Annotated in this window: 8 protein-coding genes; 1 reads left to right on the top strand and 7 read right to left on the bottom strand. The window is 68.2% G+C overall.

Translation table 11 applies throughout. The features are described from left to right. Positions 1 to 61 precede the first annotated feature (61 nt). The 3 genes from ACZBH1_RS06540 to ACZBH1_RS06530 form a co-directional block, all read right to left on the bottom strand. A complete protein-coding gene (locus ACZBH1_RS06540) occupies positions 62 to 904 on the bottom strand; it encodes a MerR family transcriptional regulator (RefSeq protein WP_463645867.1) in 843 nt (280 codons plus the stop codon). 195 nt (positions 905 to 1099) lie between these two features. After that, on the bottom strand, positions 1100 to 2374 hold the full coding sequence (locus tag ACZBH1_RS06535) for an endo-1,4-beta-xylanase (RefSeq protein WP_463645866.1): 1275 nt from the start codon (positions 2372 to 2374) through the stop codon (positions 1100 to 1102). Between the two features lie 249 nt (positions 2375 to 2623). After that, positions 2624 to 2917, bottom strand: coding sequence for a hypothetical protein (locus ACZBH1_RS06530; RefSeq protein ID WP_378879209.1), 294 nt, complete (start codon positions 2915 to 2917; stop codon positions 2624 to 2626). A 130-nt stretch (positions 2918 to 3047) separates the two neighbouring features. Between ACZBH1_RS06530 and ACZBH1_RS06525 the strand changes: the two genes are divergently transcribed. Beyond that, positions 3048 to 3506: an MmcQ/YjbR family DNA-binding protein gene (locus ACZBH1_RS06525; protein ID WP_463645865.1), complete on the top strand. Its 459-nt coding sequence runs from the start codon at positions 3048 to 3050 to the stop codon at positions 3504 to 3506. 317 nt (positions 3507 to 3823) lie between these two features. On the opposite strand, the gene ACZBH1_RS06520 is transcribed toward ACZBH1_RS06525, so the two are convergent. The 4 genes from ACZBH1_RS06520 to ACZBH1_RS06505 form a co-directional block, all read right to left on the bottom strand. Then, positions 3824 to 6337: a family 78 glycoside hydrolase catalytic domain gene (locus ACZBH1_RS06520; protein WP_463645864.1), complete on the bottom strand. Its 2514-nt coding sequence runs from the start codon at positions 6335 to 6337 to the stop codon at positions 3824 to 3826. Positions 6338 to 6477: 140 nt separating this feature from the next. Beyond that, positions 6478 to 7362 carry an alpha/beta fold hydrolase gene (locus ACZBH1_RS06515; protein WP_336394054.1) on the bottom strand — a complete coding sequence of 295 codons (885 nt, stop codon included), beginning with the start codon at positions 7360 to 7362 and terminating at the stop codon, positions 6478 to 6480. A 42-nt stretch (positions 7363 to 7404) separates the two neighbouring features. Next, positions 7405 to 8238 carry an SDR family NAD(P)-dependent oxidoreductase gene (locus tag ACZBH1_RS06510; protein WP_463645863.1) on the bottom strand — a complete coding sequence of 278 codons (834 nt, stop codon included), beginning with the start codon at positions 8236 to 8238 and terminating at the stop codon, positions 7405 to 7407. Positions 8239 to 8307: 69 nt separating this feature from the next. After that, entirely contained in the window at positions 8308 to 13350 is a 5043-nt protein-coding gene (locus tag ACZBH1_RS06505; protein ID WP_463645862.1) for a family 78 glycoside hydrolase catalytic domain, read from the bottom strand. Positions 13351 to 13371: the final 21 nt, after the last annotated feature.

Below are 13371 nucleotides of genomic sequence, written 5' to 3'. Positions count from 1 at the left end.
AGTGTCGCCGTGTCTGCGCGCTTGACCGTCGTTGAGCGCACGGAGACGTGTGCCGGTTCGGTTACGTTGTCGCGGGGATGCCGATGATCGGCTGCTGGAGCTGGGTGAGCCACTGCGACTGCGGCAGCGGTTCTGACTCCAGGTAGACCTCGCGTCCTGGGCCGGCCATCGTCACCCCAGCTCGAGCAAGGCCTGTCATGAACTCGTGCCAGGCGTCGCCGATTCCGGGCATGTCGCCGCGGTAGTCGAAGACGGCAGCGTGCGGGACCTCGGGAAGTGTGACGACCTCCCATGCCGGATTCTCGACGGGATCGCCACCGGCGATCCACGAAACCCACACGCGCATGTCGTCACTGCCGTCGACCGGTTCGTACCAGAAGATTCCTGGCTCCTTGAAGTCGACGCCCGATTCCTGCAGCGCGCGAAGGAGCGGGGGCAGGATGCGATCGACAACGGGCGAGACGTTCTCGGGCCCGCTACCGGGAGCAATCTCGCTTGTCGCATATACGGTGACGGCGGGCAGGGACGTGTAGGTGATTCCGCTCACGGTGCGAGCTCCTTCCAAGCGGGAGAGTCGCGCATCAATCCGGGCGACGCGTGCGGCATCTGCCGCGATCGAATCCGTGAGCTCCTCGCGTCGGCGAGCCAGGATCCCGCGAGTGGCGGCATCCCGATCATTCGACGAGAGCACCTCGGCGGCATCGTCCAGCGAGCACCCGAATCCGCGGAGGTCGACGATCCGGAGGAGGTCCGACAGCTGCAAGGAGTCGTAGCGCCGGTATCCCGTGGACGGATCGACCCGAGCGGGCTTGAGCAGCCCGACGGCGTCGTAGTGCCGCAGCATTCGCGCGCTCACACGCCCGTATGCCGCGAACTCTCCGATGGTGTACATGATGGAGACCACGATCGACCCTGACACAGTGAGAAGGTCAAGCGGAACCGCGAGAAGGCCGAGCGGATGGCGGTCCGCATGCGCCGCGGGCGCTATTGCCCTCAGCGAGCCGGCCTCCCGCTCGCAGGGTTGTGGCTGACTCCGACGATGCTGGACGGCGATGCAGCCAACGACATCTTCATCACCGGATCGAATGCGCCGCTTGCATCAGCCGCGCAGGCGAGTCTCCACCGTGGAGCCGTCGGCCGCGCTCGGAACCGAGAAGTGCGCGGAGCCCTGGGGTGCCGTCACGCGATAGTCTCCAGCGAAGCCGCGCACCCGGACGCGCCCGTCCGCGTCGGGACGCAACGCCTGGGGAGCGTGCCACCACTCCCCGCGAATGAGGCCGCGCAGGGCACCATAGGCGGGCTTGGGTGAGGCGTCGGAACGGAGAAGCCCCGACGGTGCGCCCAGCCATGACCCCTCGTCGGTCAGCCCCCAATAGGTGAGCGACTCCACCGCGGGGTGCGCCACAACCGTGCGGTAGTGCCGCACGAGCTCGTCGGCCTGTCGGGCCTCACCCTCGGGCGTGGAGGGCCAGGAGTCGATGACATAGTCGTTCAAGTCGACGATCTCCGCCGGCATGAGGTCGCCCGAGAGCAATGTCGTCTCGGTGAGCTGGAGCGGCAGGCCGAAGCGTGCGAATCGCTCGAGGATGTTCCAGATGTTCTCCTCGCCTCGGAAGCCCTGGTGCATATGAGTCTGCAGGCCGAGGGCGTCGATCCGCACCCCCGCGTCGAGGCATTCCTCGATCAGCCGCTCGCAGTCCGTGCTGAGGTCGAAGTCGTTCAACACGAGCCGGGCGGACGGATTCGCCTCGCGCGCCGTCTCGAACGCCAGACGCACCATCGCCACGCGACCCTTCGCCTGAGCGAGCCGGGTGACCGCGTTGTCCTCCGCCGTGAAGACCGGCAGTATCACCGCCTCGTTGATTGCGTCCCACAGGTCGATGACCCCCGTGAAGGCGGTGACCTCTCGGACGATGCGGTCGCGGATCGTGGCCTCGACCTCCGCATCGGTCCGCTCCTGGAGCCAGCGCGGGGCGAGCGTGTGCCAGACGAGCGGATGCCCCTTGACCCGCACGCCTCGGTCCGCGAACCAGCGAGCCGTCGTGAGGAGCCGAGCGGTGTCGGGACGCCCCGGCTGCGGCTCGAAGCCGCGCCAGTAGAACGGGAGGGTGACGCTGTCGAACAGATCGAGCCAGGCGTCCAGGAGCGGCACCGCCCGGTCGGTGTCTGCGCCGCCGAAGACCCGTGAAGCGCCGCGGTCACTTTGAGGCGGCCCACCGAGCAGCTCGACGAAGTCGAAGCCGATGTTCCCGAAGCCGAACGCGTGCCGTGTCTGCTCCACTGTGACGGGCCCGTCCGTGAGGGGGGTGCCGTCGGGGGCGATCAGCTTGAGGGAGATCTCCCGGAACCGATGCGAGAGGTCGGGCGCCGACATCCGCTCTCCTTCAGATTAGGGCGAGGTGTTTTGTTTCTCTTCCCGACATATTCGCATGTCTTGTCACACCGGCCAGCGACGCTCAGGGTGTCTATCAACAGGTGTTGGACCACGGGATCGATCCGACGAACTGCCAGCCACCCGCACGCAATCCCTACAGCCAACCCCAGGAGTAGTCCCTTCTTCGATGCGGATCTCGATCCCCTTTCGAACAATGAGCGTTCGACGGACCGTCTCGGCGGCCAGCTGTCAGTCCGCGGAATCCGGGTGAAGTCGATTGGGGCGCGCTCGCGCCGCATGCCGGCCGGCGAGGAAGGCGACCGTCAGGAGACCGATCGTGAGAACCACCCAGCCGGCGATCGTCGTGCGGGACAGGAAGACGCCGCCGCCACCGGGCACGAATGTCGCATCGGCGATTGGCTGATAGGCGAACCAGCCGAACGTCATCGGAGTCAGCACCCCGATGAGCAGCACGATGCAGCCGATGCCGACGATGACACCGGCGATCACCCACGCCAGGGTCGATCTCTTCCGTTCGCTCACGCGTCGACACTATCGACGCGTGAGCGCCGGGATCCGTGTTCGCGCGATGCGCGTATACGGCTGCCTCGAAAGCACTCGTCTGCTCGCTAGAAGCGGCATCGATGTCGTGTGGGCGGCGTAGGATCGCGCCGTGGCCACCCTCGACGACGTGCGCAGGATCGCCAATGGCCTGCCCGGCAGCGAGGAGCGCGCGACGACGGGTGGCACCGCGTGGTTCGTCCGGAGAAAGCTGTATGCGTGGGAGTGCCACCCATGGCCCAGCATCCCCGACGACATTCGTGCGATTCTCGCAACCGAGCTCGTCGTCGCCGTCAAGGTCGCGGACCGGATGGATGGATTCGCTCTGGTCCAGATGGAGCCCGACTTGTTCCTGCGGACGACCACGCCCTGGGGTGAGCCGAAAGTGGCTTTCCGGCTGGCCGCGATCACGGCGGACCATCTGGCCGAGCTGGTGACCGACGCCTGGCGCGTTCAGGCCCCGAAGTATCTTCGCCACGAACTCGATGCCGTCGCTCTCGGCGCACAGGCGACCGAGCCCAATACCAGTCACGATGAGTATGCGGACGGGGGCGAAAGCCTCGAGCTCTAATGCCACGAGCCGAACTGCCCGAGTCTGGCCCATCACACCCCGTCGGAGAGGCACGTCCGATCCTCTTGCGTGCAGCGAACGAAAGCGGGACCGCCGGCGTGCGTTAAACGTTGCGGACCGAGGAGGGACCAAACTCTGCGGCTCTGTAAGCCCGACCATTTCGTCCGCATGACGCCTGGTGGGGGCCAAGCCGTGCGCTGTGCCCGAAGCCAGCTGAACCATGGATGCCCGAGCAACCTGCGGCGGCGCCTCAAGCAGAGGCAGTCGCCCCAGTCGCGAAACTCGGCCAAGCTGGCGGCGACGGGACGTGGGGGGCGTCACAGCTTGGAGAGCTGCACGCGGAGCTTTCGGATGTCGTCTGATGGGATGAATTCTGCCGCGGCCGCCAGGAACGTGTTCAATGGAATCGGTCTCGCCATCGCGATCATCGGGCTATCAGCGACATCGGGCGCGACCTGGTCAAACACCTCGCGTGACGCCGGGTCGTCCAGGAGTTCGCCGAGGGTCGTGACGTCCGGGTCGATCCGACCCCAGTGAAGGGATTCCTTCGATTCCTCCGAGGACGCGAGAGTCGTCGGACGGTTGAAGGCGCGCACATCGTTGTACGGCGTGCGCGCGGGTCGCACCGGCACGCTGAAGCTCCACGTGCTGCTGCTCGCGGTGATTTCCTGCGACTTGCCATCGGGGAGATGCACTGTCCCGGTTACGCCGTCCGGGATGCTGACAGTGAGGGTGGCGTTGCGTCCGTCGCGCTGCCAGCGGCTCCTGATGGGGCCGTGCCTGGTCTCGACCGTCCCTTCCGCCCATGTCAGACGCTCCTCGAGGTGGGGGCGGATCTTCACCTTCGTGTAGCCGGGTTCAGCCGGGGTGATCCCGGCGACGTACTCGTGCAGGAAGGTGATGACGGCACCTTTGGAGTAGTGATTGAGCGACTCGTGCGGATTCCCGTCCGCGTCGATGCCCGACCACGACTCCCAGACGGTTGTCGCGCCGCGTTCGAGCATGACGAGCCACCCAGGTTCGTCGGTCCGGAACAGCAGGTTGTAGGCCACGTCGGCATAGCCGTGGTCTGCGAGGACAGGGAGCAGCATCCCGGTGGAGAGGAATCCAGTTGCGAGGTGCGTGCCGTTCTCTTCAATCAGCCGCACGAGGTGATTCGCTGCGGCCGCCGTAAGGTCGGTGGGGATGAGATCGAAGGCGAGGCCGCGGGCATAGTTCGCCTGGGTGGGAACGGTGAGGGTCCCGTCGGTGTTGAGGAATTCGGCCCGCCACGCGTCGGCGACGTTCTGCGCGAGCGCGGCGTAGTGTTCGGCCGCCTCGTGGTCGCCGATCCCCTGGGCGGCGTCACCGGTGAGCTGTGCGGAGCGGGCTAAGTACGCGGTGGCGACGATGGCGGGGTCGCCTTGGGGGTTGAAGGGGACGTCTGGTTCCAGCCATTCGCCCCAGTGCCATCCGGTGTCCCAGAGGAATCGCTCATGCGGTGCAGGGTCCGGCCGGTTGGCGATGCGGCTGGGGTGGCGGTCGCCGGCTGCGGTTCTGGCGGCGTAGTCCACCCAGCGACGCATCATGGGTGCGGTCTCGGTGAGAATGCTCGGGTCTCCGTAGGCGCGGTACAGCTCCGACGGGACGATCGTCGCGGCGTCACCCCAGCCGGCGGAGCCGTCGAAGGAGATGGGGATGACGGGGACGGGTTCGATGCCGCAGTCGGGTGCGACATTGGTGATCTTGCCGTCTGCGTGCTGGTCGTCCGCCAGCGAGGTCAGCCATTTGCGGGCGAACCCGGCGATGTCGTCGAGGAACGCGGCGCTGCGGGCGAAGATCTGGAAGTCGCCGGTGTAGCCCCATCGTTCCCGCTGCGGGCAGTCGGTCGGGATGTCGAGCGTATTCGCTCGCCAGCTGGCGACGGCGATGCGGTGCAGTTCGTTGAGCCGAGGGTCGCTGCAGGCGAACGTGCCGGTGTGGCGGAGGTCGGTTCGCACTTGGTACGCGGTGATGTCATCCGCAGTCAGGTCCTCGTCGAGTCCGTCGACGGCGACGTAGCGGAAGCCGTGGCTGGTGTGCCGGGGCTCGAAGACGTCGGTCTGTTCTCCGCGGGAGATGACGGTGTCCCGCTGTCCGACCGGAAGCTTGGGCAGGCCGGGCGCGACGGTGATATCGAGGTGTCGAAGGGTGAGGTCACCGTCGTGGTCGAGCGCTTCCCCATGCGTGAGGTGGACGGTGGTGCCCGAAGGGCCGAGCAGGGAGAGCCGGACCCAGCCGTTGAGGATCTGTCCGAAGTCGACGATCTGCCGGCCAGACGGCAGACGCTCGATCGAGATGGGAGTGAAGGATTCGGCTTTGCGCACCGGTGGGGCCACCGACCACACCAACCGGTCCTCATCGAGTGTCAGCGGATCATCAGCGGTCACAACGGGTCGCCACTCGGTAGCGCCGAGGCGGCGCAGATCGCTGGTCTGTCCGTCCATCAGGTCAGCCTGGATGATCGCCCCAATGCCCGTCTCCCACGTACCGTCAGTAACGACCTCCGGGCTGCCTTCTGTCGTCTCGATGGAAAGCGCGGCGACGAAGGCGGTTTGGGTGCCGAAGCTGTCGGGCACCCGGTGCGCGCCGACGCGGCCGCGGAACCAGCCGTCGCTGAGGACGATGAGCAGCTCGTTGTCGCCTTCGACGGTCGACGCGGTCACGTCGTACTGCTGCACCTGGAGCGTCTTGCGGTAGCTGGTGATCCCGGGCGTGAGCTCAAGGTCGCCGACGCGTTCTCCGTTGAGGAATGCCTCGTAGACGCCGTGCGCGGTGACTGTCAAGGTCGCCCTTCTCGCGGCGCCGGTCACGGTGAAGCTCCGTCGGAACTCGTACGCGGGGCGCTGCCCGGCCGGCGGCGCGGGCTCCGGCGTGGTGATCCAAGTCGCCCCGGCGAGATGGGCGGCCGGTGACGTTCTCTCAAGTGTCGACATGGTGAGCTTCTTCCTGATCAGGATCGCAGGACACGGACGACTTCGTCGCGCACGCGCTTTGCTTCCGGCGTAGCCGAGCCGCTGAGGCCCACGGCGTGATTGGCGTCGGGAGAGTAGGTGAGGCTGCCGGCGTTACCGGCCTTTCGCAGCCTGCCGTAGGCGTCAAGCGCCTGCGGCAGCAGGAGATCGCGACCTCCGGAGACCAGGTGCACCGGCGGCAGCCCCACCAGTCGGCCGTGGATCGGGCTGACCGCCGGGTCGGACGTCGGCAGGTCGGCTGCCCATGCCGAACCCCACTGCCGCAGCTCGACAGGATCGAGAATGGCGTCCCATCTTTCGAGCACGTCCGCTGCGGGGTGTTCGAGTTCGACGTCCAGCCACGGACTCAGGAGGATGGCGGCGCGGATGCCCTCCGGGTGCCGCTGCAGAACGCTCAGCGCCAGGCCTCCGCCGGCGGAATCGCCGGCGAGGTACAGCTCGCCCGCGCCGCGCTGCGCGATCTGATCTTCGAGGACCCGGGCGACGAACCTGTGGGCGCGCGACGCGTCACCGAAGGGAGCGACCTCGTAAAGCGGAACGACGGCGTCGATCTCGGCATCGGTTGCATACTGGGCGACGGCTTGCCAGTGCGCCGACGAGATGGGATGCGCGTACCCGCCTCCGGCGAGAAAGATGACGGCGCGTCCGCGCGACGCGTCACGGCGACGGAGGGTGACGACCGGCGAACCGGCAACTCGCTCTTCGCTGACGTGGAAGCGCTTCTGAACCGAGGGCGGTACCGCGGCGGGGGCGGGCGGTCCCTGGGCGTAGCGACGGGCGATCTCTGCGGAGACGTCCGCGTTGCCGGATCGCGCGATGAGGCGCTTGACGATGGCATCCATCGCCAGTGCGCGAATCGACATGAGATACCTGGTTCTGTGTGTCGGTGGAGCGGCTTGACGCCGTCACATGTGGGCGCCGCCGTCGACCCGAATCTCGGTGCCGGTGATGAAGGCGCCGTCGTCGGAGACGAGGGTAGCGATGATGGCCGCGACGTCGGCCGGTTTGCCGAACTCTCCCGCCGGTTTGAGTGCGGAGGACAATTTGGACAGCAGTGTCCAGTCCGCGTCGGCGGGAAGGAGTCCCGGGGTGCTGGCGGTGATGCCGCTCTCGATGCCCCCAGGGACGATGTTGACCGCGCGCAGCCCCTGCTTGGCGTACTCCAACGCGATGCTGTGTGTGAAGGAGGCGATCGCACCCTTGCTGGCGGAGTACGCAGCCATGTAGGGGTGGGCGTAGAACGCGGACGTGGAGCTGAAGTTGATCACCCGGCCGCCATGTGCGGAGCGCAACAGTGCAGGAAGAGCTTCCCGCACCATCAGGAAGGTGCCGGTGAGGTTGACCTGAAGGATCCGGTTCCAGGTGTCGAGGCTGGTTTCGTGGGTGTGTCCAGCGGTGAGGATTCCCGCAGCGTTCACGAGCGCGTCCAGCCGGCCGGCCTCTTCCACGACCGCCGCGACGCCTGCGGCGACGGATGCCTCGTCACCGATGTCGATGGGCCGGATGCGCAGTCGCGCGCGGGTGTGATCATCCGTGACGGATCCCGTCAGCGCGGTGAGGGAGTCGTGGTTGATATCGGCGGCGTAGACGTCGGCACCTTCTGCGAGGAGCCGCAGGGCCGTGCCGCGGCCGATGCCGGAGGCGGCGCCGGTGACGAGGGCAACCCGGTCGTGCAGTCTTTTCATCTCTGCTTCTTTCGATCGGCAGCGGCACCCGAAGGGGCGCGACCTGGGCTGCAAGGTCGCTGCTCCCGCGCATGGGACACCTCCGGAGGGAGCCGGGGACAATGCGCGCGGGTGGCGGCGCGCTTAGCGGGTGAGGCTGAGGGCGACAAGTTCGTTGAGCGCGTCGTCGGAGATCTCGACGCCGGGGAATCGGGCGAACTGTCCCATCGGCATGGACTCGACCATCTTCAGCATGTTGCCGTTGGCCTCCGCGGCGGCCAGCTGCTCCGGCGTGGCGTTGGCCATCATCGCGTGCATCAGCGCCGGCCCGACGGTCGGGTGGCCGAACCACTCTCCGACGGTCGAGTCCAGGCTCAGCGGCTCCGGTCGATCGGTGTCGCCTTCCAGGTCGAGTGGTGCGGAGGCGGTGATGTGGGCGGAGGATCGGCCGAGCTCGACGCCGTACGTCCCCGGCTGGACGCGCCAGCGGTCCTTCACAGTGTCCCAGTAGGCGAAAGCACGCCGCTCCAAGCTCAGCTCCAGGGTGCGGGCTTCACCGGGCTCGAGCAGCACCTTCTGGAACGCGGCGAGCTCGCGGACCGGGCGATGCACGGGTGAGTCAGCAGGAGAGACATATACCTGGACGACATCGGCCCCCGCGACGGCGCCGGTGTTGCGGACGGTGACCCGGACGAGCGCGCTGTCGGGTCCGGTGGCGACCACCTCGACCTGTTCGTGGGCGAAGGTGGTGTAGGACAGTCCGTGACCGAACGGGTATCGCACCGGCTGCTCGGCGGTGGTGTAGTACCGGTACCCCACGAAGACCCCTTCGCCGTATCGGACGACCTCGTTCTCGCCCGGGAAGTTCAGGAATGAGGGGGTGTCCTGCAGGCGGTGCGGGATGGACTCGGCGAGCCGCCCGGAGGGGTTCACCGCGCCGGTGAGGATGTCGGCAAGTGCTCCGCCGACGGCCTGTCCGAGCGCCCATCCTTCGACGATCGCGTCGACGGAGTCGTGCCACGGCTCCAGCGTCACGACGCCACCGTTGGAGAGGACGACGACGGTGCGTCCGGCGCGGCCGGCCACTGCATCGATGAGAGCGACGTGCTCGGCGGGGAGGTCGATGCTGGTACGGTCGAACCCCTCGGACTGGTCCTTCTCGTAGAGGCCGACGAACACCACGGCCACATCCGCCGCCGCGGCAGCGCGAGCGGCATCCACACGCAGTTGCACGGCATCCCCCTCGCCATAGCCGGGAGCGTAGGAGATGTTCTTGTCGCCGAGGGCTGCGCGCAGTTCGTCGAGCGGGATGTCTAGCCGGGTCGGGTTGACATGCGAGCTGCCGCCACCCTGGTACTGCGGCTCGGCGGCGAGGGCGCCGAGCACGGCGACCTTCTGCCCTGCCCGCAGCGGCAGCGCCTGGTTCTCGTTTCGGAGCAGCACCACTCCGGCGGCCGCCGCTCGGCGCGCCAGCGCATGGTGCGCGTCCACATCGAACTTGGAAGTTCCCTGGGGCATCCGGGTACGGTCGACCAGCGCCGCGACCCTGGCGGCGGCCTGCTCGACGACGGCGCGGTCGAGTCGGCCGTCGCGGACCGCCTGCAGGATCGCATCGGTGCCCTCGTCACCGGTCCCCGGCATCTCGAGGTCGAGACCCGCCTGCAGCGCTTCGACGCGGTCTTTGATGGCGCCCCAGTCCGAGACGACGAGACCGCCGAAGCCCCACTCGTCGCGGAGAAGTTCGGTGAGCAGCCAGCGGTTCTCCGAGGCGAAGACGCCGTTGATCGCGTTGTAGGCGCTCATCACCGACGTCGGTGCCGCGTCCTTGACGACCCGCTCGAACGCGGGCAGGTAGATCTCGCGCAGTGCTCGCGGGTCGACCTCGGCGCTCACGCGCATGCGGTCGGTCTCCTGGTTGTTGACGGCGAAGTGCTTCACCGACGTTCCCACACCAGTGAACTGCACGCCGCGCACGTACTCCGTCGCGAGGATGCCGGTGAGCAGAGGGTCCTCGGAGAGATACTCGAAGGTGCGACCGCCTAGGGGGGATCGCTTGATGTTGATCGCCGGTCCCAGGATCATGTTGACGTTCAGCGCGCGCGCCTCCTCCCCGAGCGCGACCCCGACCTCGCGCATCAGCGCGGGATCCCAGCTGGAGCCCATCGCCACGCCTGGCGGGAAGCAGGTGGAGGGCAGCGAGTCGTTGAAGCCGAGGTTGTCGGCGGTGCCGTCCTGACGTCGCACGCCGTGCGGACCGTCGACCATCACCATCGATGCCACCCCGGCGCTGTCGCGGGTGGACCAGAAGTCGCGGCCTGAGAGCAGCGCTGCCTTCTGCTGCAACTCCGCGTCGTCCGCCGGCGGCTCGGTGACGGTGTAGATGTCGGCGGGGATGTCGTCGCCGGCGTTGAGGGCGGCGAAGCCGCGTTCGAGGTCGGCGAGCACTCCGGCCGGGTCGGGGAGCATGCCGGTGATCTGCCGCGGCGTGATCTCGTCCTGACCGCGTAGCCCGCCGGACATGTGCTCGGCCGCGCCGGGCACCCATTTGGCGATCACGCCGGTCAGCACCTCGAGTGCCGGCTTGTGGTCCGCGATGTCGGCCATCCGCGAGTCCACCGTGAATTGGCGGACACCCTCCGGGTCCACCTCGAACGGCTCCCTCCACTCGTGAGTGCCCGCCGTAACCTTGAAGGTCATGCCCGAGGGGAGCACGACGTCGGCCGTGGTCCCGACCGGCACGGTCGCGAAGACCCGCACATGACCGTCGGCCAGCGCCCACCCCGCGGCCGCGGTGCCGTAGGGGGTCTCGAGCTTGGCGGAGGCGGACGTCAGCCCGCGCCGCGGCGGCTGTGGGGCCACGCGGATGCGCCGGTATCCGGGCGCCGCGGAAGCGAGACCGGCCACCACGCGGTGCATCCAGTCCGCGACGGCGCCGAAGGCGTAGTGGTTGAACGAGGTCATGCCGCTGGGATTGACGGTGCCGTCGGGCAGTAGTGAGTCCCACCGCTCCCAGATGGTGGTGGCGCCCTGTTCGACGGTGTACAGCCAGGACGGGGCGTCCGTCTGCAGCATCAGTCGATAGGCGACGTCGGCGTGGCCCGTGGCGCTGAGGGCGTCGGTGATGATCGGCGTGCCGATGAACCCGGTGGCGATCTTGTAGCCGTTGCCCGCGACGATCTCCGCCAGCCGGTCGGCGGCGCGCTGCCGCTGGTCGGCGTCGTCGAGCAGGTCGAAGGTGATCGCGAGGGCGTATGCGGTGGCCGAGTCGGAGAGCAGGCGTCCGGAGCCGGAGACGTACTCGCGGACGAACGCCCGCTTTACCTCGTCGGCCAGCGCACCGTACTTCTCGGCTTGGGCGGTGCGCCCGAGGAGTAAAGCGGTGTCGGCCACGATGCGCGAGGAGCGTGCGAAGTAGGCGGTGGCGACGATCTCGGGGTAGGTCTGCGCCTGTTCGGGGCGGTTGGCGGGGGCGGTCGGGTCGAGCCAGTCGCCGAACTGGAAGCCGGCGCTCCACACCCGGTTTGCGCCCGCGGCCGCGGTCACTTCGTCGACCCAGGCGACCATGCTGTCGAACTGGGCTTCGAGTACGCCGAGGTCGCCGTAGGCCTGGTAGATGGTCCACGGCACCACGGTGGCCGCGTCCGCCCATCCGGCGGTGGGGCCGGTGTAGCCGGTGACGATGGCGGGGACAACCATCGGGGTGCCGCCGTACTTCTTCTGCTCCGCGGCGAGGTCCTTCAGCCAGGAGACCAGGAACCCGGCGGAGTCGTACAGGTACGTTGCGGTGGGGGCGAAGACCTGCAGGTCACCGGTCCAGCCGAGCCGTTCGTCGCGCTGGGGGCAGTCGGTGGGGATGTCGACGAAGTTGCCCTTCATCCCCCAGACCACATTCTCGTGCAGCCGGTCGACCAGCGGGTTGTCGGTTTCGAACGAGCCGGTCCGGTGCATGTCGGAGTGCATCACCTCCGCCGTCACCGCGGCGGGGTCGAACTCGCCGGGCCATCCGGTGATCTCTGCGTAGCGGAAGCCGTGGAAGGTGAATCGGGGCGCCCACGTCTCCTCGCCGACGCCGGCGAGCGTGTAGGTGTCGGTGGCCTTCGCACCGCGCAGCGGTTCGAGGGAGAGTTCCCCGTGCTCGAGGACCTCGGCGTGGCGGAGCGTGATCGTCGTGCCGGCGTTGCCGGAGACGGTGATCCGCAACCGGCCGACCAGGTTCTGTCCGAAGTCCACAATGGTGGCGCCCGATGGGGAGGTCAGCACGTTCTGCACCGCGCGGGTCTCGACGACCCGCACCGGCGGGCCGTCCGGTGAGACCAGCTGCACGTCGCCGAGGTCGCGCACCGCCACCGGCGCCCAGCCCGCGGCCGAGGCATCCGTCGTCGACCAAGCCGGGTCGAATGCCCGGGCGTCGTAGTCCTCCCCGTTGTAGAGGTCCGCGGAACGGATCGGGCCGGTGCCGGCCATCCAGTCCGAGTCGGAGGCGACGGTCTGCCGGGTGCCGTCCGCGTAGTCGATCTCCAGCTGCACGAGCACCCCGAGATCGGTGCCGTAGAGCGCCTTCTTCTCGCCCCAGCCGAGGTAACCGCGCCACCATCCGTCGCCCAGCCAGGCGCCGATCGCATTCACGCCGGCCCGCAGCAGCTGGGTGACGTCATAGGTGGTGTACCGCAGCCGGGACTCGTAAGCAGTCCAACCGGGAGCCAGCTCGTCATCACCGACTCGCTGCCCGTTGAGCTCGAGCTGGAACAACCCGTGGCCCGTCGCGTAGACCCGCGCCCGGACCACCTCGCCGCGCTGCGCGGTGAAGGACCCGCGCACCAGGGGTGAGGCGATGTCGGGATCAGCCGGACCGACCAACTGCGCGGACCAGTCCGATGCTTCCATCAGTCCGGCCTCGACAACCGCCCAGTCGCTCCATCCGCTGGCGGACCCGTCGTCGCCGTGTACGCGGACACGGACCTCCTGGCGTTCCCGCGACCTCAGCGCGCCGAACGGCCACGGGACGAGCACGGACTCGCTGCTCTCGACGCGGATGCTCTCACCGCCGCGCTGCTGCACCTGGTAGGCGGCCTGCGACCAGCCGTCCGGGGCATCCGTCGTGATCCACGACAGACGAGGGCGGGCGTGACCGATCCCGAAGGCGTGGCGGTGGTGCTCGAAGCGGACGGGTGTGACGGTGAGAGACATCAGCGACAGTGCTTTCTGCGG

The organism is Microbacterium sp. ZXT2-5, from assembly GCF_055329545.1.
Note: the sequence above shows the minus strand (reverse complement) of the source record. Positions and strands in the feature narration are given on the sequence as shown.

Bases quoted from the DNA above. Each gene is read 5' to 3' on its own strand.
- ACZBH1_RS06535 (WP_463645866.1), bottom strand. From the start codon at position 2,374: ATGTCGGCGCCCGACCTCTCGCATCGGTTCCGGGAGATCTCCCTCAAG.
- ACZBH1_RS06515 (WP_336394054.1), bottom strand. From the start codon at position 7,362: ATGTCGATTCGCGCACTGGCGATGGATGCCATCGTCAAGCGCCTCATC.
- ACZBH1_RS06505 (WP_463645862.1), bottom strand. From the start codon at position 13,350: ATGTCTCTCACCGTCACACCCGTCCGCTTCGAGCACCACCGCCACGCC.